1 protein-coding gene (only partly in view) is annotated in these 26,070 nt (G+C 72.8%); it reads right to left on the bottom strand.

Going from position 1 to position 26,070, the window contains the following annotated elements:
* Positions 1-26,070, bottom strand: the 5' portion of a protein-coding gene (locus tag JYJ93_RS15875; protein WP_206792209.1) for an Ig-like domain-containing protein. It extends 8,328 nt beyond the left edge of the window; only the first 26,070 of its 34,398 coding nucleotides appear in the window; it begins with the start codon at positions 26,068-26,070; the stop codon falls past the left edge of the window.

Genomic DNA, 26,070 nt, shown 5'->3' with positions numbered 1-26,070 from the left:
GTTCGTCTCGCGCGTCCACACGACCAGCGAGCGGTCCGTGCCCACCACCAGCCGGTCCCCATCCGCCCGGGCCACGCGGCCGACAGCGGGCCAGAACGAGACCGAGCTGTTTCCCAACTCCGCCTCGTAGACGATGAGGTCCGAGGTGCCGTACCACGCCAGCGGTCCATCCATCCCCGCTCCGGCGAGCGACAGGTTGGAGTTCTGCAGGATGGCCGTGCGCACCGGCGCGGACGGGTCGCCCACATCCAGCCGCTCCGACGCGGGGTAGATGGAGTCGATGCGGCCCGCGTAGAAGCCATCCGCGGCGGCGACGGTGACGTAGTTGCCTTCGAGTCGGGACATGACGACCGGCGACGCCGGAACGCTCACGTCCACCAGCCACAGGCCAGACGCGCCCAGGGCCAGCGCCGCGTGCTTGCCCCACACCGCGAGCGCCTTGGGCGCGACGGGCGTGGTGAGCGTTCCGAGGGCCTCCAACACCGGAGCCTCGGCCGTTCCAGCCACCTTTCCAATCCACAAGCCCGAGGCGTGGGCGGCGTACACGTGCTCGCCCAGCCGCGTCACGCTCGTGGCCCCGCTCAGCGCCACGGTGGCCGCGTCGGCAGGCTGCGCCGGCGGCACCACGGTGCGCTGCACCGTGACCGTCTCCACATTGCCCGACCGGTCCTCGGCACGGCCCCGCAGCTCCAGCACCGTTCCGGACAGCGTCTGCTCGGGGACGAGGAAGCGCAGCTCCGTTCCACCCCGGGCCTGACGCACACCGCCGGACCAGAGCTCCAACGACACGCGCTCCAGCGCCATCAGGTCCGAGGCCGTGGCGGTCGCCTTGAGCTCGGTGCCCGCGGCCACGACCGGTCCCGGCGGATCCGTCTCGAGGGTGAGGGTCGGCTTCGTCAGGTCATCCTGCACGGTGAAGGTCAGCGTCGCCGGAGCGGACTTGCGGCCCGCCTCCCACGCCACCGCGCTCAGCACCACCTGCTGGGACCCCACGACCAGCGGCATCCGCACCGTCGCGGTGACGATGCGGCCCGTTCCCCATGCCACCTCCAAGCCATCCAGCAGGAAGCTCACGACGGTGGATTCGGAGCCCAGCAGGGTGGTCGCTTCGACCGTCACGAACTGGCCCTCGCTGGCGACGAGACCGCTGCCATTCAGGCGCACCAGCGCCACGGACGGCGCCGAACCCGTGGCGGCACCGATGGTCACCGAGCGCTCCAGGGCCGGGCCCCGGCGCCCCTGGGCGTCGATGGCCACGAACGACACCGGCGTCGGCGAGTCCGCGGACACGGTCAGCGCGAGCAGGCCGCCGGTGAAGGCAGGAGCCGGCAGCAGGACGGGCTCCCCGCCCGCGACCGTGGCCTCCACCGCCACCGCCTGTGCCGGATTCACCGGTACGGCGCTCACCGCGAAGGTCGTTCCCACCTCCGCGAAGGGAGGTACTTCCGCCGAGAAGAGGACCGGGCCCTCCGAGGGCACCGTCAGCGACACGTCGCGCGAGACGCGAGCCTGGCGCCCGGCCAGATCCCTCACGACCAGTTCCACCGCGGCCTGGCTTCCCGTGGCGGGCAGGTCCACCCACGCCGGCAAGCTCGAATCCCTCGCGTCCACCACCACGCCGTTCACGGACAGCTCCGCCGTGAACCCGTTGAGCGGCAGCGCGTCATCCGTTGCCTGCGCGCCCAGCGTCAGTCGTGAGCCCTGGTCCGCGGAGGACACCAGCGTCCAGCTCAGCTGCGGCGTGGCCGGCCCGCGCACCACCGGGAGCCGCGCCATCCCACGCGGCAGGCCACCGATGAGCGCTCCGGGGACCAGCACCGCCGGTCCGGTCACGTCCGGATACACGCCCGCCACGGCCGGTGCGCCGCGGACGTCCAGCACGCGGGCACCCGAGCCGGTGCCCACCACCAGCAGCTCTCCCCAAGCGCCCGCGCTCACCGCGGGCGCGCCCATCGTCGTTTCACCGCGCGCGACGAGCGCGTTCGCGCCATCCAGCCCGAAGCACTTCACGCCGCCACCGGCCGCGCACACACCGCCGTCCGCCAGCGCGGCGACCGCCGTGAAGCCGGAGGTCCCCAGCGAGGAACGGGACAGCTCCTTCGGCGCATGCGGCCGGGTGACGTCCACCGCGACGAGCTGTGTGCCCGTGAGCGCGAAGAGCCGGTCGCCTTCCGCGGACACGCCCTTCACCGCGCCCAGGCGCAGCCGGCCCGCGAGGCCGCCGTCGGCGCGACGCACCTCCACGCCCTCGTCCGTGCCCACCGCGAGCCAGCCGCCCGCCCCATCCATCGACAGGGGAGCGCGGGCCAGCGGCGTCGACTCCAGCGGCCGCGGGTCCAGCGTGGACAGTGAGAAGCGCTCCAGCGCCCCCGCGCCAGTCCGGCTCACGGCCACCACCACCGCATCGCCCACGAAGGCCGCGCCCACCGGCGTTCCGACAATGTCCCGCGTCGCGAGCTTCACGCCCGTCTGCCGCGAGCGCAGCTCCACCACGCCCGCACCACTGCCATCCGAGCGCACCACCAGCACCTGGTCGCCTCGCGACACCAGCGCCACCGGCGTCAGGGAATCCGCCGCGTCCTCCACCCGCGCCGCCTGGCCATTGGACAGCACGGCCAGCGCTCCCGCGTGCTCCACCGACGCCGAGACACCGCCCGCCGTCGTGACCGAGGCCTGCGCCAGCACCTGCGCGCCCTCGGGCCCTTCCGGCAACCGAGCCTCGCCCTGGAGCCCACCCGCGAGCATCCGCACCGGCAGGTCCACGCTCCCGACCTTCGCGGTCAGGACGGGCGCGACCCCACCATCCGTGGCGCCCGTCATCACCAGCGTCGAGCCGCCCAGCAGCAACGCCCCGTCCGGCTCCTGCGCCAGCGACACGCCCACCGCCGTCTGGCCGTCGTCCACCACGGTGACCTGCCGACGGATGACGGTGCTCGTGCCACCCTCGTGGTCCGTGACCTGGGCTTCCAGCGCCAGCGGCGCGGAGCCCGTTTCAAGGACCGGCGCGACGAACGTCGTGCGCCAGGGCGCCTTCGTGAGGATCCGCTCCTCCGTGCCCGCCCGCACCCGCACCGACGCGACTCCCGCGGAGGCCGACGCCTCCACCGAGACCTCGAAGGGCCGCCCTTCCTGCAACGACGCCCCTGCCGCGGGCGAGTACCACGCCACGAACGGCCGTGCGGACGACGGCTCCACCGTGATGAGGGCCGTGGCCTCCGCCGCGTTGCCGCGCGCGTCCTTCGCCACCGCCTTCACGGTGTGCGACGCGTTGGACGTCACGACGGGCGCCTTCCAGGCCACCGTCCACGGGGCCTTCTGGACTTCACCCACCGGGGTGCCATCCACGAAGAACGCCACCGACGCCACGCCGTTCGCGTCGGACGCGAGCGCCTCCAGCGTCAGCTCCGAACCGCCCACCACCCGGCCACCCTCCACGGGCGAGCGCAGCGCCACCGTGGGCGCCTGCGCATCGCGCGTCACCGTGACGACGCGCGGCTCCGCGGCCGACACCTGGCCCTCGGAGTCCGTGGCATAGGCGGTCAGCACGCGCTGCGCCTGAAGGTCCGTCCCCGGCACCGGGTCCAGCTTCAGCGTGCGCGTCAGCGTCGCGCTCGTGCCGCTCAACCCGTCCAGCCGAGCGAAGGGCACGCCATCCAGGTGCAGCTCCACGGACACGAGCCCGTGGTTGTCGGACGCCGCCACGACGATGTCCTGCGTCTCGCCCTCGGTGCGCGTCCCGTCCGCCAGCGGCTGCTGGAAGGAGACGTCCGGAGGCGAGTCCTCCACCACGTTCACCGTCACCGACAGCGGGTCGCTGACGTTGCCGTTCGCGTCCGTCGCCGTCGCGGTCAGCACGGAGGGCCCCAGCGGGGACATCGGCCACGTGTAGCGGTAGAGCCCGTTCGTCGCCGTCACCGGCAGGCCGTCCACCTTGAGGGTGGTCGTCGGGGTGCTGCCACTGTCATCGGTCGCCACCACCTGGAACGTCCAGGCGACCTCCGCCGCGAAGGACGCGCCGTCCACCACCATGGCCCCACCGGCACGGCGCAACTGCAAGGTGGGCTTCACCGTGTCCACCGTGCGGAACACCTGCGTGAAGGCCGGCGTGATGTTGCCCGCCACGTCCGTCACGCCGGTGGCGCTCAACGCATACGACGTCGTGGACGTCAGCAAGGCGCCCGGCGTGAAGCGCAGGGTGCGCCCGTCGCCCAGCAGGCTCGCGGTGCCCGGCACGGCCACGCCAGAGGGGTGGCGCAGCAGCTTCAAGCCCTGCGTGCTGGCGCTCGCCAGCGTCTCGTCGAAGCGGACGTCGAAGACGGCGGCCAGCGGGACGTTCTGATTGCCCACGGTGGCCATCGGCTCCACGCGCTCCACGATGGGAGCACGCACGTCACCCCGGTAGACCGCCTGCGACACCACCACCGGCGTCGCACCGGGCTGGCTGAGCGTCAGCGTCAGGTGCCGCTCGTCGCCCTGCGGAACCAGCGCGTCCACGCGGGTGGCGGTCAGGTTCTGGGTGGACGCCTTCACGCCGTCGAAGCGCACCTCCAGGCCGCGGTGGAAGCCCGCGCCCGTGATGCTCACCGTGCCTCCGGCCAGGTCCACCGCGCGAGGCGTCACGCTCGCGAACGACAGCGGCGCCACGTACAGGAAGCGCGAAGCCGCCACGGCCTCCACGCCATCCAAGGCGCGCCGCACGCGCACGTCCGCGGGTCCCGCGACCATGGCCTGCGGCAGGCTCACCTGCAGCAGGTCGTCCTCGAATGGAGCGACGAGCGGCGCGGCGATGCCGCCGATGAAAACCTGCGTGCTCGCATCGAAGCCAGCGCCCAGCACGCTCACCGTCACGCCGCCCGCCGTCGGGCCCGTGTCCGGCGTCACGGAGGAGATGCTCAACGACACCGGAGGGCCCCCCGCGCGCAGCGGGTAGTCCCACGATCCCAGCACCGTGCCACCGACGACGTCCGGCACCGCGCCCAGGCCCAGCCGCGCCACGTAGGAGCGCGTCGGATCGAGCGCCGCTCCCGGCGTGAAGACGAGCGCATGGCCCGAGCGCACGAGCGTGCCCTGCACCTGCAGCGCGCCATCCCACAGCGCCAGCGACGAAGCCTGGGCCACGGAGCTGGCCAGCTCCGAGGCCAGGGCCACGGAGACGGACGCCCCCGGCGCCACTCGCTCACCGGGCAGCGGCGACATCCCGTCCACCGCCGGGTACGGCACCCGGAACACGTGCAGGCTGTTGTTGGAGCCGGCGGCCACGGCCACGCCGTTGATCACCGCCACGTCCGACACGAGGCCCAGGCCGTCCGCGAACGTGCGCTCCTGGAGGCCCTGCGTGGTGTCCAGCCACGACACCCGGCCGCCCTGCGCGGCCATGAGCCACGGGCCCGACAGCGCCAGGGTGCCGGAGGTGCCTCCGCTGGGGTCCAGCGCGGACGCCACGAGGCCCGGCGCATCCAACTCCGTCAGGTCGAAGAGGGACAGCTGCCCACCGACGGAGGCCGCTACGCGCGCCCCCTCGTGCGTCAGGGCGCCATCACCGCCGGATGTCGTGCCCGGCAGGGGTACCTCGCGCAGGCGCGTGAGGCTGGCGCTCTCCGTGCTGCGAACCTCCAGACGGGCACCCGTCCCATCCCTCACCAGCACCACCAGCGCCCCCCGCACCACGTCCAGGTCCAGCACCGTGCCCGAGTCGAGCAACGTCCGCGCGACCACCGCGTACAGGCCGTTCACGGGGGCCAGCAGCGCCAGCTCGTTGCCACCCGCCACCGCCACGTACGCCCCGGCGTCGCCCGCCGCGACCGCGCGGAGCGTGACGCCGGACGTCGGCGCGAGTTGCACGCGGTCCTTCTCCACCGGACCACAGGTCGCCAGCGGCTGGGGCGCGCACACGACAGACGACACGTCGTAGCGGACGACCTCGCCCTTGCCCGCGAGGAACAGCGAGTCACCGTGGAGCGCGAGGTCCACGGGCTGCGTCACGCCCGTCACCTTCCCCACCTCCGTGGGGCTCCCCGGGACGGAGAAGTCCAACGCCGTGAGGAACCCATCCCGGGCCACGAACAGCCGGTGGTCCTTGCGCGCCACCACCTGGCCAAGGCCGTCCAGCTGGGCGCGCTTCGCCAGCGTGAAGGTGAAGCCTCCCGCGAGCGTGGCCTGCTGGGGCGGACTTCCCGGCGTGAGGACCGTGAGATCCACGCGCCCCGTCACTTCATCCGGGACCTCCACGAGCAGCGCCCCGGAATCGGTGAACGTCACCGAGCGCGCGGGCACCGAGCCGAACGACACCTGCGAGCCCGGGAAGAGTCCCTGGCCCGTGAGCGTCACCACCTGCCGGCTGCCGTAAGGCGCGCGCGCCGGCTGGACCGCAGCCAGCGACGGAGGCGACAGGTACCGGTAGGCGCCCAGCCGCAGGTGCGACAGGCCGCCCGGGTTGATGACCTCCACCGCGGCGGCGCCCGCATGGCCCGGCGGCACCGTCACACGGACGCGCTTGCCATCCTGCGAAAGCTCCTCGACCGCGGCCACCGCGCCGCCCACCTTCACGGTGCAATCCCGCAGGAAGCCCGTGCCCAGCACGTCCACCTTGTTGCCACCCGCCTCCAAGCCGTAGGCCGGCGACACGGAGGCCACCTCCGGCCGCTCCTGCGACGCGTTGAGACTGGTGCGGAAGCGGACCCGGGCCTCGACGCCCAGCGTGGCGCCGCGGAGATCCTTCAGCCCCGCGCCCACGCGGAGCTCGTACTGCGTGTCCAGCGCGAGCGGCGCTGACGGCGTCAGCACCACCTGGCCGCCCTGCGCGTCCGTCACCACCGAGCGCGACACCGACACCGGCTCGCCGTCATTCGCGCGCACCAGCGTCACCTGTCCGGCGCTCGCCACGTCCGGCAGGGAGCTCAGGAGGACGCGGACCTCCGCGCCCGGCGCGACGATGTCCCCGTCCGCCGGCTCCGTGCCGCGGATCTCCAGCGTGTCCAGCTCCACGGAGGCCAGCGCGCCCGCGAGCTGCAACGACGCCTGGGCCGGGTCCGTCAGCGGCAGCTCCACGGCCGTGCCCGCGTCGTCCAGCACCAGTGTGCCCACCAGGAGGTAGCGCCCCATGAGCGCCAGCGTGCGCGCGTCACCGACCACCGAGGCCCGGCCCAGCCGGACCGGCGCCGTGCCCTCGCGCACGGAGAAGCGCTGCACCTTGCCACCGCCCGCGGCCACGTAGGCCACGCCCGCCGCGACGCGCGTCTGCTCGGCGGACACCCATCCGCCGCCCAGCGGATCCTCCACCACCAGGGTCCCCACGGGCGAAGGCTGAGCGCCCGACAGCTCGTAGAGCGCCACCTGCTTCGCCGCCCCGAGTGACAGGAAGGCCCGCGTCCCTTCGGCGGTGATGTGCACCGCCGGGGCCACGAGCGCCACCACGCCCTGCTCCGCCAGGTCCCCGGTCCGCGCGTCCAGCACGTAGAACTTCGGCGCGACCTTCGCCGCGCTGGAGACCAGCAGACGGCTTCCGTGCAACGTCAGGGCGCCCACCCCACCCGGGATGGCGCGCGCGCCAACGCGCAGGGGTTGCGCGGCGGCATTGGCGTTGGACACGTCGAACACCTTGACGCCTTCGGAGTCGCCAACGAACAGCAACGTCCCGCCCAGCGCGATGTCCGCCGCGCCGCCAGGGACCGTGAGCGCCGAGTACAGCTCGGGCTGACCCGGCGTGGCCACGTTCACGCGCTGCACGCCGCCCAGACCCGCCGCGACGTAGACCGTGTTGCCCCGCTTGAGCACGCGGCGGCTCCCTCCCTCCCCAGGGAAGGTGAGCTGCGCGATGGAGGTGACGTGCGTGGGCTCGCTGAGGCTGGCCAGCAGCAACCCGCCGTTCTGCGTCTTCCGATTGGCGGCCAGCAGGGTGCCATCCACGCCGTACACGTCCACGGTGGCTCCGAGCGCGGCATAGGCCACGCCGTTGTCCACCAGCACGTCGCGCACCGGCGGCGTCGACAGCCGGGCCACCGCGCCCGAGCCATACAGGAACGAGGCCGGCAGCAGCGACGTGTCGCCCTCCAACGTCACCGCCACGTCGACCACCCCCGCGACGTGGGTCGGCGCGACGGCCTCCGCGGCCTGCGCGCCGAGCACCCGCACGTCGAAGGAGTTCGTGCCCCCGAAGGACACCTTCATGCCCGGCGCGAAGCCGCGGCCAGCCAACTGCACCTTCACCCCACCCTGCTGCGGCGCGCGGTCCGGCGACAGCGCGAGCAGCTTCAGCGCGTCGCGGAACACGAAGCCGCCCAGCTTCACGGCGGACAGGCCGCTCAAGTCCACCACCTCCACCAACGCCGCGCCAGCCACCGGCAGGCCGTTGCTGTCGAGCGGAGGCGGAGGAATGGTGAGCGTGAGCGTGTTCGCATCCTCCACCGTCACGGTGACGGGACGGCCGCCCACGCGGACGACGTCGCCCGCGCGGAAGCCCGCGCCCCTGAGCGTCACCACCGTCGTGCGGTCCGCCCGGCCCGACGCCGGCTCCAGCGAGTCGATTCGCGGCTGGGACGCCTCCGGTCCCACGACCGTGAACGTCCCGTGGAAGGCCACGGCCTGGGGCTTGAGGCTCATCGACTCGAGCCCGCTCACGTCCACGGACACCACGTCCCCGGCCTGGAACGGAGCGTCGGGCTTGAAGACGACGGAGGAGCCGCGCACCGCGTACTCCACCTTCCGCGTCCCCACCACCGACACGGTCGTCCCCGCGCGCAGCACCTTCACCACGAACGACGTCGCGGTGACGGACTCCTCCTTCACCGGGAGGGTGAAGTCCACCTGCACGGAGGTCGTCGCCTCCGCGAGCACCCCGGACGCGGGCACCATGCCCACGGGCAACAGCTCCACGGGCGGCACCGTCTGCACGGTGTTCGCGCCGTCGGTGGACACGAACAGCGTCCCGCCCACCCAGCCCAGGCCCGCCAGGTCCACGCCCAGGTCGGTGGACTGCAGCCGCTGCGGCGAGGATTCGTTCGTGAGGTCGAACACGTGCAGCCGCTTGCCCGCGGTCACGTAGGCGCGCTGCGAGCGCACCACCACGCGGCTGCGCACCAGGTCCTCGAACTGCGTCAGCGCGGCGTCCACGCTGATGTGTCCCAGCTGAGCCCCCGCGCGGTCGCGGATGGACAGGGTCAGCCCGTTGCCCTGCGTGCCCACCACGTTGGACGTCAGGACGTAGAAGCGCTCCGGCCCCAGGTCCAGGGCCAGCGCGTCCGAGCCCTGCGGTACCGCCGCCAGTTGCACCGTCTCCAGGAGTTCCAGGCCGGGCGACGCCGCATCGAACACCTGCACCTTGCCGCCCGCCGCCGTGGGGTTCACGGTGGTGACGAAGGCCCGCGAGCCCTCCAGCCGCACGGCCGTGGCGATGCCATCCGTGGACACACGCCGCACCACGAAGGGCGTCTCCGGACGCGACACGTCCACCGCCGCGAGCCCCGCCACGTCATTGGCGAGGAGCGCCAGCGCGCCCGCCACGTCCAGGCCCCGCACCGGCGACTGGGTGCTCAAGCCGCCCAGGCGCAGGGGACGCTCTTCCAGGCGGACATCGAAGATCTCCAGGCCCGCCAGGGACGGCGTGGAGACGCCTACGTAGAGCTTGTCTCCCACCAGCTTGATGTCGGACGCCTCGCGCGGGGGGAACCCAGGCAGGCTCAGCGTCGTGCCGATGGGCAGGTCATACGAGAAGGTCCCCACGGTGACGGGCACGGGTGTCCCCGCGTCCGGGCCATTGTCCTGCGGCCGCGTCAGCGTCACGAGCGCCAGGCCCGCGGCATCACTGACGGGCGTGGTGAACTCCAGCGTGGACAGGTCGAGGATGTCCACCTTCACGCCGGGATTCGCGCCCACCATGACCGTCGTTCCGGGCGCCACGGCCTTGCCAGCCACGCTCACCCGCACGCGCGTTCCACCGCTCACCGGGCCATGGTTCGGGCTCAGCGTGATGGCCTTGTTGGCCAGCGGATCCAGGGCGAGCAGGCCCGCGGGGAAGAAGGTCTCCGGGCCCCCTTCGTCCACGAGCCGCACGTCCACCGGCCCCGCGGACAGCGCCGGCAGCGTCACCTTCAGCGTCGTCTCCGTCCTGTCGCCGACGAGGCCTTCCGCGCCCGAGCCCAGGAACACGCGGTTCACGCCCGCGAGCCCCTGGCCGTGCACCGTCACCGTTCCGCCCCCGGCCGTGGAGACCGTGGACGGGGAGAATGACGCGATGACGGGCGCGCGCGCCCCGGCCTTCGCCGTCTGGAACGTCGTGCGCAGCGGCAGCAGCAGCGCGCCGCCCCGCTGATCCGTGACGGAGGTGTCGACCTCCAGCGTGTACTGCGCTTCCGCCTGCAGCGGCTGCCCGGGCACCGCGACGATGGCGAAGTCGAGCTGCCCCGGGATGTCGCGCACGGAGAACGTCAGCGGCACGGCCGTCCCCTGCGGTCCCTTCAGCCGCACGGAGTTCGCGGTGACGCTCGCGGGCGAAACGGGCCGGTTCATGCGGACCACCAGCTCCTGCAGCGACGGCGGCACGAGCTCGCCTCGCGCGGGCTGCGTCCCCGTCACCAGCATGAATGGCGTCTCCAGTTCATACAGGCGCGAGCCTCCAGCCAGCATCAGCCGGTCGCTCACGGGCAGCACGTCCATGGCGGACTCGACGTTGCCGCCGCTCAAGAGCTCCGGATGGTGGAGGTCGGAGACGTCCACCATCACGACGCCGCCCGAGTTCGCCGCCACGAACAGCACGTCGCCCACGAGGCGGAGCCGCTGCGGCTCGCCGGGCGTGTTGGACAGGCTCTCGTCGAAGGGAATGCGGGTGATGACCGAGGGGGACCCCGGGTTCGACACGTCCACGAACGTCAGGCCGAACTCGGCCGAGGCGAGGATGGCCACGCCGTCGCGGACCACCACGTCCGTGAGGTTGCCGTCCTCATGCAGCGTCCCCACCACGGACGCGTCCGCGCCCGCCGAGGAGTAGATGAGCAACGAGCCCTTGGGAATGACGTTGTTCTTGTAGAGCGTGCGCTGGCCGCCCCGCGCACCGCCCTTGAGGGACAACTCCGGCAGGGGCGGCAGCGGCTGATTCGGCTCACACCGGACGTAGCGCACGCCCTGGTGCTGGCCCGTCACCACGTAGAGGCGGCCGTCCGCCACCGTCGCGCCATACGGCTCGAAGCCCTCGCCTCCCGACTGCATCACGAGCAGCGGGTCGGTCGGCGTACGCGTATCCACCAGGTAGAGCTTGCCGTCCGTGCCCACCTGGTCCCGCTTGGGCTGGCACGTCGAGGGCGGCTGGGTGTCCGGAGGATCCATCAGGCCGTTGGCCAGCACCCACGCGCCCACCGGCGTGGGGACGACGCGCGTGGAGAGCAGCTCCCCGGTGCCCGAAAGCTTCGCGCGGCCCTGGAGGCCCAGCGTCTCCAGCTCACCGTTGGTGTTCACCTCGAGCGTGCCGGTCCCGTTCAGCACCGCGAGTCCGCTCAGGCCGCTGGCCACGTACAACTGCTGTCCCGACAGCGCGATGTCCAGCGAGTCGGGCATCAGCTCGATGTCCGGCATCGGCGTGCTGGCTGGCACGAAGTGATTGAGGATGGCCATCACCAGGTCCACGCTCTCATCCGGCGCCTTGACGATCTGGTTGCCCGCGGCGCGCGGACGGCCGGAGAGCTGCACGTCGTAGGCGACGGCGCGGTAGGACTGCGGCACCGTGCCCTGTCCCGTCAGCGGCCCCAGGTACGGCTGCGGGAACAGGTTGCCGGCCCCCGCCGCACCCGCCGCCGCGTAGACGTAGAAGGGCGACAGCGGACTGCGCGACAGGGCCCAGGGCCGCACCGCCAGCACCGGCTCCTCGCCCAGGTACGGCAGGCCGTAGCCGGTACGGCTCTGGGTCGCCACGCTGCGCTCCACGCCGTCGGAGGACAGCACCATCACCGGCGCATCACCGAACGAGCCCGGCGGCGCCTTGGCCTTCAGCTTCGTGAGCGACAGCACCTCCACGTCCGTCGCGGGAATGCCGCGCACCCGGACCTGCGTGGGCAGGCCGAGCGGATCCGCCCAGGACGGCAGGAAGCCCTGGCCCTCCACCTCCACCGTGCTGTTGCCGCGCGGATTCAGGAAGCGCGGCGTCGCGGAAATCGCCTGCAGGGGCAGCGTGTAGAAGTAGCCGCCCGGCCGCCGCGCGCTCAGGCCGGTGGCCGTGCTGCGCACCACCACGTCCGCGAGTCCGGGGGCACCCGAGGGGGCCACCACATCCATCCGCGTGGACGAGCGCGAGCCGACCGTCGCCAGGGCGCCACCGATGAACACCTCACACGAGGCGTCGAAGTTCGCGCCCAGGAGCTGGTGCACGCCCCCGCCTGCCACCGGCCCCACGCGGGGCACGAGCTGCGAAATCACCGGCGCCGGCCCCTCCGCGAAGGCGGTGCGGAAGTCCACCTGCAGCGGCGCCGCGAGCGACCGCCCGTCGCGGCTGTGCAGCGTGTCCGCGACCGTGAGCCGCATCTGCGCGTCGGGAGGCAGCGGCGCGCCTGGCGTGAACACCATCGTGCTGAGCGCCTGCTGCGCATCCCCGGCCTGCAGGGTCCCGACGACCGGCACGCCGTCCGCGGTGAGCTGGAAGGCGGTCTGCGCGGAAGCGGGGTCCACCGTCGAGGACAGCACCACCGTGATGGACGGCAGGTCGAGCGGGACGACGTCGCCCGGCGCCACGCTCGCGCTGACCACGGACAGGTCCGTGCCGGGACCGAAGTCCACCGACCACGCACCCGAACCGTTGCGCTGGCGCAGGCTCACCACCCGGCCGCCCGGCGTCAGCACCGCGACGTACGTGCTGCCCGCCTGCGCGCCCGTCACGTGGTAGCGCAGCTGCGGCGACGCCAGGTCGCTGATGTCCACCACCGCGACCCCCGCCGCACCGGCGGCCACGTACGCGAGGTCACCCGCGAGCCGCACGTCCGTCGCGAAGCCCTTCACGTCGATTTCGCCCTTGCGCACGGGGTGCGCCGGGTCGCTCACGTCGACGAGCACGAGCCCCTCGGTCCCCGCGGCCACCGCCGCCAGGGTTCCGCGCAGGCGCACGCGCTGCACGTTCAGCGCAAGCTCGCCCTTCTCGATGACGGGGCCTTCCACGGACAGCATCCGCAAGAAGCCGTCCTGGACGGTGCCCGCGTCCGTGCGCGTGCCCACGCCCGCCGCAGCCTGCCCGCCTTCGACGGACAGCGCCTGGGCGCCCGGCTCCGAGGAGTCGCCGCGGATCGGGAAGGGCGCGTGCGAGATGTCGAAGGTGTGGAAGCCCTCGCTTCCCGCGGCGGCCAGCAGCCGGTCGCCTCGCGCATCCACGCCGTAGGCGCCGTCCCCCGGGATGGCGCGCGTGGAGACGACCTTCGGCTGGAAGGGGTTGGAGACGTCGAACTCGTAGACCGCGCCCGTCGTGTTGCCATCCGAGTCGCGATACAGGATGCCGCTCGCGAAGATGCGGGTGCCCCCGGTGGGCGGATAGGACACGGACCACAGGTCCCCCGCCGGCGCGAAACCGACGATGCGGTCATCTCCGCCCAGCTTGTCCTCGTCCACCAGCTCCGCCTGCAGCTGCGGCGGGATGGCGATGCCCGCGTCCGCCTTGGGGCCCTTCGTGTAGAGGCCGGACATGTCCACCACGGTGAGGCCCGTGCTGCCCACGACGTAGGCATAGGAGCCGATCACCACCGCGTCACGCAGCGTGCCGCCCAGGGCCACCGACGCGCCCGTAGGCTGGTCGAAGGTGAAGGCATTGGGGAGGGTCGCGTGCTTCCCATCCGGGTTCACCACGGAGACATCCACCGTGCCGCGCGCCCCGTTGGGCGTGATGGCCTCCAGCGTGTTGAGCCCCAGCACCTTGGCGTTCACGCAATCCGTCAGCGTCTTGAAGCACACCTTCACGGTGCCCGTGGGTGAGAACCCATGGCCCGTCAGCACCACGCGCGTCCCGCCCGCCGTGGGGCCGCGCGCGGGCGCGATGGACACCAGCGACAGGTCCGCCGTGTAGACGAACGCGCCGGGAAGCACGAAGCGCGTGCCCGACGGGTTGCGGATCTCCAGCGTCGCGGCGCCTTCCGCGCCGGAGGGCGTGGTCAACGTCAGCGTGGAGCCTGAGAGGCTCACGTTCGCGGGAAGCAGCTCCACGCCGTTGATCAGCACCGAGAGGCCCACCTCGAAGCCCGTGCCCTCGACGGCCACCACGGTGCCGCCTGCCACGGGCCCCTGACGCGGCTCCAACGACGTCACGTTGATGGGCGAGGGATTGCTCACGCTCGCCGTGCGGAACTCCAGCGTGTAGACGCCGGGCATCGCCGCCTGGGTGTCCTTGGAGCGCAGGCCCGACACGGTGAGCCGGTAGCGCTGCGACGTCGCCAGGGTCCCTCCGGAGGGCTGGATCGTCAGTTCGTCCGTTCCCATTCCCCCGACGGTGACGGTGACGGGGGCGCCGTTCGCGGAACCATCCAGCCGGACGAGCCGGATCGCGGCGTTGTTGCCCTCTTCCACGGGCATGTTGAACGTCAGGCGCAGCGCGCTGGAAGGCCTCGCGGCGACTTCTCCAGCGGAAGGCTCGGAGCCCACGACCAGGGGGAACGGCAGCCGCACCACGGCCAGCCCGTCCAGGGCCCTGCCCTTCTCCGTCGCGGAGATGCTCACCACCGCGACGTCCCCTTCGATGTCCACGTCGGACAACTGGCTCGCCGGGTACAGGTCGATGGCGTCGATGGTGCGGGGCGTGGAGAGGTCCGAGGCCTCCACCAGTTGGAGCGACGCGGGACTGCCTGTCATTCCAATGGAAGAGGTCACCGCCGCGGCCACCTGCGGCCCCAGCGCGCCGGCGACGAACAGGCCGCCGCGCATCATCGGCGGCACCACCGCCTGCGTATACGGCCGCGAAGAGGGGATCAGGGACGCCGTGCGCAGCGTGCGCCACGCGGACAGCGCCTGGGTGTCGCGCATGGCCATGGCGCCGAACTCACCGGACAGCTCGCCCAGGACGGCGAAGCCCGCCGGTGACAGGTCCAGGAGCAGGGTGCTGAAGACGTTGCCGCGCTTCACCTCCACCATCGCGCGGTCGCCCCAGGCGGCCACCTGCTCCACGCTCACCGGCGCGCTGCTGCCCGCCATCAGGAACTGGGTGCGGGCGCCGAGCAGCAGGGGCTGCCCCGGGTCCACCAGCGAGAAGGTCAACAGGCCGGCGTCACCGGCCGCCACCAGCGCCAGGTCCCCCACGAGCGCGATGGACCGCGCGGTGCCAGGGAACGGCACGACTCCCCGGGCCTCGGGCCCGGCGCGATTCGAGATGTCGAAGGCCAGGAGCGACGGGCCGCCCTCGCCCACCATGTCCACGTACGGCAGCGACTGCGCATTGGCGACCACGTAGGCGTGGTGGCCCCGCACCGCCAGCGCCGCGGGCTCATACGGCGGAGGGATGTTGATGCCGCCCACGACCCCGGCCTGCGCCAGGGACACGTCCACCGCGCCCAGGCCGCCCACCGTGCTCGTGTCGAACACCTCCGTGGGGGTCAGGCCCTGCGTGTTCACCAGGGCCGAGGACAGCACCCACGCCGTCCCGTCATTCAGCGCGACCGCGAGTGGAACGCCCTTCGGCAGCCGGTAGTTGGGCCGGGTGCTCCCGTCCGTCTGGGGATCATGACGCCCGATGCGCGTCGACACGGCCAGCCGGCTGTAGAGGAAGGCTCCCGCGGCGAAGGCCTGCTTGGTGTCCGGATTCGTCACCACCACGTCCGCCGGACCGAAGGCACCGGGGGGCGTCACCGCCTCCAGCCGCCCGGGTGCCAGCACGCGTACGGCCGTCGCCTCGACGCCGTTGAACGACACCTTCGCGCCGCGCTGGAAGCCCGCGCCGGACACCTCCACGTGCGTGCCGCCCGCCAGCGGCCCCGACGCGGGGGCCACGAAGGAGACCTGCAACAGGGGCAGGTACAGGAAGCCGCCGACGAGCGACCCCTCGCCGCCGTCCGGGTTCACCACCGTGACCAGCGCCGGGCCCTCGTCCCGCGCGGGCGTGGTCACGGTGAGGCTCGCGCCCCCCTCCGCCACCTCCACGGCCTGCCCTTCCGCTCCGGCGAAGTACACCTTCGCGCCCGGGACGAAGTGCGCTCCCGTCAGCGTCACCCGCGAGCCGCCCCCGAGCGGCCCCGCCGCGGGCTCCACCTTCGACACCACGGGCGCATCCTGGGTCGTGGCACGCGTCCGGAACCCGGAGACGAAGGGCTGCGCGAGCGCCTTGCCCGCCACGTCATGCAGCGCGGACGTCACGACGACGTAGTACGGCGTGGACACCTTCAGGGGTTCGGTGGGCGTGAGCGTCACCGACCGGCCGGACGCCGCCAGCGTCACGGCCAGCCGGCGGCCCAGCGTGGGGTCCGCTTCACGCAGCATCACCGTGTCCACGGTGACTTCATCCGACCCGGGCGGCGCGGAGAACTCCAGCGCGACCGGGGCGTTCACGGCCACGCCCTGGGTGCCGTCCAGTGGCGTGACACCCGTGACGACGAAGCGGGGCAGCGTGTAGATGGCGCCGCCGGCGTTACCGAACTGCGCCACCGGCGTGCCGGACGTCAGCGCCAGTCCGCCCGCGCTCGGCAGGTTCGCCCGGACGAAGGGCGTGACAGTGCCGTTCGTGCCCAGAACGGAGGCGGTCAGCAGGCCCTTCTCGGGCGTGATGCCCTTCACCAGCGAGGCGGCGACCACCGCGAGGTTGCCCTCCACCACCACGTCCGAAAGGCCAGTGGCCAGGAGGTCCTGGCGCGCCGAACGGTGCGGGACGAGCGCCTGGAGGAGCGGCTCCGCCGGATTCGACACGTCCACCACCGCGAGCGTGGCGGCGGAGTCACGGCACGCCACGTAGGCCCGGCCTCCCTGGGCCACCACCCGCACGGCCTCGCCCGGCAGCGCCACGAAGCCGCGCTGCACCAGCGCCGGACTGCGCAAATCCAGCACGCGCAGGCCGCCCGTCCCCGCCGCCACCAGCAGCAGGTCTCCGCTCACGGCGACGTCGTACGCCGTTCCCACCACGGTGCGCGTGTTCAACCGCACCGGGGTCATGGGGTCGCCCATGTCCACCACCGCCACGCCCGCCGCGCCGTTGGCCACGAAGGCCAGGTGGCCCGCGACGGCGGCGCCGTGAATGGCGTCCCCCGGCAGGTCCACCGTCCCCATCCTCGCGGGCAGGTTCGAGTTCGCCAGGTTGACGACCGTCAACTGCGGCGGGAACGCGGTCAGGCCGCCGCCCGGCGCGTAGGCGCCCGTCGCGATGACGGCGGTGTCGCCGATGAAGGCCGCGGCCCGCGCGGGACCGTCCAGCTCCACGCTCCCCAGCGACGTGGTGGTGCCCTGGTCGACGCGCGTGAGCGCCGCCTGGTGGACCGGCTGCCCGCCGCTCTTGCCCACGAGCACGAGGTGGTCCGGCCCTCCGCGCAGCAGCGTCTGGGTGATGTTGCCCGGGAACGGGATGAAGCGGCCCGACGGCGCCATGCCCAGCTCCACGGTCTCCAGCGCGGACACGCCCTTGTTGTCGGACGAGTCCCACGCGACGGCGTGGAAGGTCGCCGTTTCACCCGCGAAGCCCATGGGGGGCGTCCACGTGCCGCTGTACAGCGGCCGGTTGGCCGGCCCCGTCTGCGGCGTCGTGTCGGAGGCGATGACGCCACCGTCCAGCATGAAGTCGACGCGCGCCACCGGGGGGGCGTTGTCCACGGCCGCCGCGGACAGCGTCATCGGCTCGCCTTCCGTCACCACGTCGAGGGCGGGCGGATCCACCAACTCCACCTCGGGGGGCACGGTGTCGCGCACGGTGCCCACCCGGACCGGCGCGGACGTCGTCTCCTGGCCCGCCGAGTCCACGGCCACCGCCGTGAGCGTCAGGAAGCGGTTGCCGCTGCCCACGTCCGGCTGGAAGGTCGCGGAGAACACCGTGGGCTTGCCGGCGTAGCCCGCCGGAGCGTTCGACGTGGCCACCTTGAGGCCGTCCACGAAGAAGTACACCGCGCTGACGCGAGCCTCCTCGTCGCGCGCATCGACGTCGATGCGCAGGGCCGTGCCCTCGAAGATGGCGGTATCGGCGAGCGGTTGGACGATGGCCACCGTGGGCTTCGCGTCGGGCTGCACCACCGCGGAGACGGTCTGGCTCTCTTTCTGCTGTCCCGCCACGTCCACCGCCCGGGCGCGGAACACCACCGTCTGGCCCACTTCGTCCGCCTGCGGCGTGTAGACGATCTCATAGGGCAGCTGATCGCGCCGGCCGACCTCCATCTCGTTCCCACCCGCGCGCGAGGCGTAGAAGCGCACGCTGGCGATGGCGACGTCGTCCGACGCGGTCGCGCCCAACGGCGTCGGCCGGCCCACCACCAGCCGGCCCACCGGTGCCATCGCGACCTCGGGCAGGGCGTCCTGCTTCACGCCCACCGTCACCAGCGCGGGCGTGGAGAGCCCCGACGTGTCGGTGGCGATGGCCTCGATTTTGAGGTTCTTCCCCGCCAGCTCCGCCGGAACCCGGTAGGTGAAGGCGTAGGGCGCGGCGGGCATGGTAGCGTACAGCGCGCCGTTGAGCTTGAAGTCCACGCGCACCACGGCCACGTTGTCGTCCGCGGTGGCCTCCACGCGCAGCAACTGCCCGGCGGTGATCTCCGAGTTGTCCGCCGGCGTGAGGAAGCTCAGGGTCGGAGGCGTCGTGTCCGCCACCACCTGCACCGTCACCACCGGCGCCAGGGCCTGCTTCTGCGCGGTGTCACGCGCGCTGGCGCGCAGGGTGAGCGTGCGTCCCGCGGAGCCAGGCGGCAGCGGGACGCGGAAACGGTGGGGCGCGCTGGTGCTGACGAAGCGCAGCGTCCCGCCCAGCCCCCCTTCCACGGTGGCCTCCACGGACTGCACGCCCACGTCGTCCTGCGCGGCCACCAGGAAGGCGAAGTCCCGCCCCTCCGTGACCTGCGTGGCGTTCTGGGGCTCTGCGATGGCCACCGTGGGCGGCGCGTCCTGCTTCACCGACACCAGGACGGCCTGGCTTCGCACCTCGTGGTTGAAGGAGTCCCGGGCCACCGCCTGCAGCTTCACCGTCGTGGCACCCGTGGGCACCGGGACGCTGAACACATAGGGCGGCGCGCGCAGCGTCAGCCCCTGGAGCGAGTCGTTGACGGACAGCCACACGCTCGTGACGGCCACGTCGTCCTCGGCGGACACCGTCACCGTGACCGGCGTTCCTTCGACCACGGACGTGCCGTCACTTGGGGACAACAACGACACCGCGGGAGGCTGGTCGCGCACGATGTCCACCAACTGCAGCGCGTCCTCGCTGGTGTTGCCCGCGGAGTCCCGCACGCGCACCACGACGAAGTACGGCGCCGAGTCCCCGGCGCCCAGCTCGCTCAGCCGCGGCGCGGTGAACTCCGCGCGCACCACCGGGCTGGAGAGGCCGTAGCCCTCCTGGATGACTGCGCTCTCCGGGGTGAAGCCGCCCGCGCGGCGCACGGTCTGGAGGGCGTTGAGGTTCGGCCCCACCAGGATCTCCACCTCCTGGACGAAGACGTTGTCCATGCCCAGCGCCTCGATGACGACGGGGCTGCCCTCCACCAGGTCCTGGCCGAGCGACGGGCGCAGGACGATGGCCTCGGGCGGCGTTTCGTCCTGCACCACGACCACGCTGTGCTCGACCCCGGTGGTGTGGTTCTCCAGGTCCCGCGCCACCGCGCGGATGACCAACCGTGTCGGGTTCAGCGGGTCCCGCTTCACGAAGCCCGGCGGCAGCCACACGCGGCCCTGGAACTCCTTGAGCCGGGAGACGTCGTTGAAGGGCGCGGCCAGGGTCGCCGCCGCGCCCCGCAGCGTGGGGTCGTACGCCAGGGGCAGGCTGCCGGGGGAGCCATCCGCCGGCTCCGCCTGGATGATGCGCGCCTGCGCGCGCGACACCGTCAACGCGGACTTGCCGTTGATGAAGAACTCCACGCTGCCCACGCCCGTGTCGTCACCCGCCACCGCGGAGAGCACCAGCGACACGCTGCCCTCGGTGAGCGTCATGCCGGGCGTCGGCGTCGCGATGGCGATGGCCGGCGCGCGCGGCGCCTGCGCCTCCACCAGGACGCGCGCCTGCTGCTGGAAGCCCTTCGAATCCGTGACGAACACCCGCAGCAGGCCGGGCCCACCGCCCGCCTTGCGCCGCGGCGTGAAGGACACGGTGTGGGTCGCGCTCTTCGTGCCCGCGGAGGGGACGTTCTTCAGCAACTCCACGTCGTCGTACCAGGCCTCCACCTTCGCCAGGCCCACGTCGTCCGCGGCCACGACCTGCACCTTGTGCGGCACGTCCTCCAGCACGCGCACGTAGCCGCTGCGCAGCTCCGTTTCGGAGATGCGGCTGCCCCCTTCGGGCGACCCGTTGGGCAGCGTGTATTCCATCTGGGACAGGGCCACCGTCGGCGGCGCGTCCTGACGGATCTCCAGATAGACCGTGGGCGAAACAGAGGCATTGCCGGAGCGGTCCTCCGCCAGCGCCACCAACTGGAGCGGCGCTCCGGTGGTGGGGGCCGGGATGCTCAGGGGGAAGGACACGGAGCCCAGGCGGACGCCCTCGCGCACGCCGCGGCTGACGCCGTCCACCAGCAGCTCCACGCGCCGCACGTCCACGTTGTCGGAGGCTTCGATCTGGACGGCGAACGACTCCTTCTCCACGCGGGACGTCCCGCTGACCGGCTGCACGATGCGCACCGACGGCCCCACGGTGTCCGGCGCGGCCTGGAGCGCGCGGCCCTGGACCGTCAGCGCTCCCGCCAGGTCCTTCACCGCCACGGTGAGCCGCACCGGATCCGGGCTCCAGCCCTCCGGCAGCCGGTACTTCGTCTGCGCGCTGGAGACCCTGCCGGGCGTCACCGCCATGCTCCAGGGCTGCACGGTCAGCCGCTCACCCGAAGCCACGGCGCGGACCTGGGCGGAAGCGCCCTCGTAGCGCACGCCCACCTCCGTGACGGCCGGCATCGCGCCCCCGGACTGGGTGGGACGCAGCGACACCTGGACCTCCTCCATGTCCAGCGCCGCGGGGAACATCAGGTCGACGCAGAAGGGACCGTCCTGCACGCCTCCGCAACGCGACGCGGAGGCCAGCTCCACCTGCCGGCGTCCGCCCGGGTTCGCGGTCAGGAAGGACTGGAGCTGGGCATCGTTCTCCATGCCCGGCGTCACGGCGAAGCGGTAGCGCACCTCGGCGCGCAGGCCCTCCACCGCCGCGGGGCCCACCGACAGCACCAGCCGGCGCGGCGCCGAGCCCAGCAGACCGGTCGTGGGCGCGTCGACGTCCAAGCCCGTCGCGCCGGCCTGGAGCGCGAAGCGCTGGGCCGAGCCGAACTCCAGCGCCACGCTGGCCCCCCGCGCGGTTCCGCTCGCGTTGGGCGTGGGCAGCACGAAGTGGCCGTTGCCCAGGAAGCCCACGAGCGCGCGCGTCGAGCCCACCAGCCACCCGGCGGCGATGCCCGTGTCCTCCTCCACCTCCACCTGGACGGTCTGCGCGGCCTCTTCCAGGAGCGAAGCGTTCGCGGCCGGCTGCGACCAGCGCACCACCGGGGCCACGTCCGCCACCAGCTCGCATGAGAGCGAGGCATGGGTGGTCCGCCCCGCCGCGTCGGTCACCTGGGCCGTGAAGGTATAGGTCCGGGGGCCGAAGGTGCCCAGCGCGGGGAGCGTCCACGGCCACGTGCGCGTCAGGGTCGCCACGGGTTCGAAGGGCGCGACGGTCAGGGCCGTGCCATCCGCCTTGACGGCGAGCGACGCCAGCTTGCCGTCGTCATGCGCCTGGGCCTTCAGCGTGACCGAGGAGCCCGCCACGCACGTCCTGCTGTCGGAGGGAATCCCCTCCAGCGACAGGGCCAGGACGGGCGCTTCCGTGTCCTGCGCCTCCACGATGTGGAAGGCCAGCGGCGTGGTGGACGTGCTGTTCCCGGCGGGATCCACCGCCCGGGTCACCAGGGTGTAACGCGTCCCCGCGGGGAGGTTCTTCAGGCTGAGCGTGCCCTCGAAGCTAGCCAGGTACCGCCGGCTGACGAGGATCTCTCCGGGCGCGAGCGGGTTGGGCGTGCGCGTCTCCTCATAGCGCCCGTCCTTGGACGCGAGCACGCTGCCACCGCCAACACCCGCGACCACGACGCCGTCGCGGCGCACCTCCACGTCCACCCGTGCGACGCGCACGTCGTCGCCCGCCTCCACGCGCAGGCCCAGGGCCCCATCGCGCTTCACGGTGAGGGTGTTCCCCTGCGGCGAAAGCGGGGCCACGAGCACCGCGGAGGGCGCCTCGGTGTCCGCGCGCACGTCCAGGTACACCTCGGCCTTGCCCGTCTGGCCCCCCGTGTCGCTCGCCTCGAAGCCCACGGATGGCTGCGCGCCCTTGCTGACGATGGGCGCCTGGACCACGAGGGTCTGCTGCCCGGAGAGGACGAGCGGCGGACCCGACAACGGCAGCGGGCCCTGCCGAACGCCGCCCGACAGGCCCACGAATCCGACGACGCCGTCGTCGTCACCCACGGTGGCCACCAGCCGGACGTCCTCGCCTTCCTTGTAGGGCGTGCCGGCGGCGGGGGCGACGAGGGCGACGACGGGCGCCTGGTCCTTCACCACCGCGACCTGGACTTCACGCACGGTGGTGAGGTTCGAGGAGTCTTTGGCCTCGGCCTTCAGCGTGAGCGTCTGGCCTTCCAGGTTGGCCGCCACCGGCACCGTCCAGCGGTACACCTGGTAGAGCGCCTCCGCGCTGCCCGGGGGGTTCGGGAGACAGGTGCCCTGCGCGCACAGCTTCACCTCCTTCACCTCCACGTCGTCCAGGGCGGCGACCACCACCTCGAGCGTCCGGCCCGCGAACACCGGAGCGCCCGGCGCGGGCGAGCGGAAGGTGAGCATGGGCGGCTGGCTGTCCTCGACGATGTCCAGCTCCCATTGGGCATCCGTGTCCTGGGTGCCGTCCGACGCCCGCGCCACCAGCGTCGCCTTGCGCGCGGGCCCCTCCGCCTTGAAGGAGAAGTGGTACGGGGGCACCGTGGCGCTGCCCTGGCTCTGCCCGTCCAGCAGCAGCGTCACGGACCTCACGCCCACGTCGTCGCTGGCCACCACCGACACATCCACCGTCGTCCCCACGGTGGCCTTCGTCGGCGTGAGCGCCGGGAACGACACCTTCGGCGCTACGTCTGTCTTGACATCGACCAGCACCGTGGGCGCGGCGCCCAGGTTGCCGGACGCGTCCCAGGCCCGCGCGCTCAGCACGTGTTGGCTGCCCGCCGCACCCAGCGCGGTCTTCGGCACCACGAAGTGGGTGACGAAGGAGCCCCGCACGCCGCCGTTCTCGCCCGGAGACTCGTCCAGGAGGACGCTGTTGCCATCCAGGAGGATCTCCGCCTTGACCACGTCCACGTCGTCCAGGCCCGCCACGGAGACCAGCAGGTCCTGGTGCTCCGTCACCGTCGCGGGGACCTTGGGCACCACGAAGGACACCGAGGGCGGCGTGGCGTCCGGAACGACGAACACCTCGCTCTGCTTCAGCGTGGTGAGCCCCGTGACATCGCGCGCCTCGGCGGAGAACTTCAGGAGCGTGGACTGCGTCACGCCCGGCAGCGTGTACGCCAGGGCATAGGGCGCCTTCGTCGACAGACCCACCGCCACACCGTTCACGAACCAGCGCACCTCGACCTTGTCCGGCTGCTCGTCCTCGACCGAAGCCGTCAGCGTCACGGTGCTGCCCCCGACCTGGGTGGACTGGAAGGCGGGCGTGAGGATGACGAGGTTCTTGGGAGGCGCGTCCGCGACGACGGAGGCGGTGAACGCGTAGCGCGAGGGCTGGCCGGCACTGTCGATGGCCACGACCTCCACCTGCCGCGAGCGGCCCAGGTCACCCGCCGCCGGCGTCCAGGACAGGTCGAAGAAGTCACTGCCCGAGGACGTGCCACCGCCCCCGGCCCTGGTCAGCCGCGTCGACGCCACGGTCGTCCCGGCCACGCGCAGCGACACCTGGGTGCCGAAGGCCATGCCGTCGTCGCCCACGGTGCCGGAGACGTGGAAGGGCACGCCCACCACCGCGTTGGCGGTGGTGCCGCGAGGCTGCTTCACGGTGAGCAGCGGCGGCGCGTCCGCGACCACGCGAACGAGCAGCGTCTCCGAGCGCACCAGCGCCCCCGCGTGGTCCAGGGCCTCCACCCGCAGCGCCACGCTGGAGCCGGCGGTCCCCTGGCGGGGCGTGAAGGTCATCTCCCACAGGGGCACCGGGATGGCGGCGTGGTTTTCGGGGTGCTCCCGCACCTCCACGCGCGGCAGGTCCACCGCGCCCGCGAAGACGTCATCCAGGTAGTAGCGCACCACCTGGAAGTCCTCGGTGGACAGGGTGCCCGCCTTCCAGTCGCCGCTGGTGACGCGCAGCACCTGGGGCAGGCCCTGCACCAGCATGGCGCCGGGCGTGGGCAGCTCGATGACGACCGGCTGCCTGCTGGGCGCGGGGGTCCCCGCCACCGTCACGCTCTGCGTCGGGCCCACCACCCGTTGCCCCTTCGTATCCGTCACCGCCGCGGCCAGGGTGAGCGTGGCGCCACCGTAGGGGGGCGCCTGGATGCGCAGGGTGTAGGGGGCCTCCGTGTCCTTGCCGGCGGGCACGCCGTTGACCAGGAATTCAACGGACGCCACCCCGACGTCGTCGGTGGCCACGGCCGTGAGGTCGAACGCGGTGCCGGCCGTCACCGTGGAGGGAACCGCGAGGCGGACCGAGGGAGCACCGTCCTTCACTTCGACGTCGGCGAAGGCCTGGAACGACTCATGGGTCGCGAGGATGCGCGCCACGCCGGGGCGAACGCCGGTCACGCGTCCGTCGCGGTCCACCGTCGCGATGTCCGGCTTCGTGGACGTCCATTGCGTCCCCATCGCGCCCGAGGACAGGTCCACGTGCCGCGCGGGCGTTCCGGTGAGGGTGCCCTCCAGCCGCAGCGCCGTCGTTCCCCCCACCCGCTCGACCTGCGGGAGGGCGGGCAGCACGGCCACGCTGGCCAGGTCCGCGCCCGAGTCCACCAGCACCTCGGCGGTGGCGGTCAGTCCGCCAAATTGGGCGGTGAGTTGAGCGGTGCCGTCCGAGCGCGCCTGGACGCGGCCGTCGGAGGACACCACGAACACGGAAGGGTTGGACGATGCATAGGTGACGCCCTGGAGCGCGCCGCTCAAGTCCACGTCGCCCGCGAGCGAGAAGTGCCCCGTCACCCGCACGGCCGCGGTGGAGCCGTAGCCCCCGGACAGCAGCAGCGGCGAGGGGGTCACCGTCAGCGCGACGAGCGGATCAAAGGCCCGGCCGCTGGTGAACTCCACGGCGGAGCCATTCACCACCCGGCCATAGGGATCGTGCACGGCGATGTCCGCCACGACGACGCCATCCGCGGGGACCTTGACGTCGCCCAGCAGGGGGACGACGAACTCGATCTGGCCGGAGCCCTGGGCCCGGGGACGGCCCACCTGACGGCGCACGCTGGCGAACGCCACGGCCTCCGCGTCACTGAGGCTGCCGTGAACGCTGCGCAGCGCCTCCACGGAAGCGCCCACGAGCGTCAGCTCCGCATGGGACACCGGTCCCTGCGCGGTCACCACCACCACCAGTTGGGAGAGGTTCGCGCTGGCGTTCACCCGCACCGCACCGGCCGGAAGGACCGGTGGGGCGCTGGAGAGGTCGAAATGCGCGAGCTGGGGGTCCCCCGTCCCACCACTGGCCGGGGAGGCCTTGATGTCCACCACGGCATCGGGAGGGAGCGCGCGCCGCAGCGGCACCCGGACGTGGAAGGGCACGGCGCCGGCCAGGTCCTGCTCCACCACGACGTCCTGGACGTCCACGAGGACACCCTGGGTGGCGGACGTCGCCTTCACCGCCACGCTCAGCTGGGTGACGACCCCGGTGGTCGTGAACCCCAGGTCCAGGGCGCTCGTTCCGGGCCGCAGCGGCATCAGCGGGAACACGGCGTCCACGCGCGTCTGCGCCTGGGCGTTTCCCGCGACGATGAGCCCGGTCACCAACGCCAGGAGCGTCAGGCACCGCTTCAT

The sequence above is a fragment of the Corallococcus sp. NCSPR001 genome, assembly GCF_017309135.1.
Taxonomy (GTDB): domain Bacteria; phylum Myxococcota; class Myxococcia; order Myxococcales; family Myxococcaceae; genus Corallococcus.
This window is presented reverse-complemented; position numbering and strand designations above follow the sequence as displayed.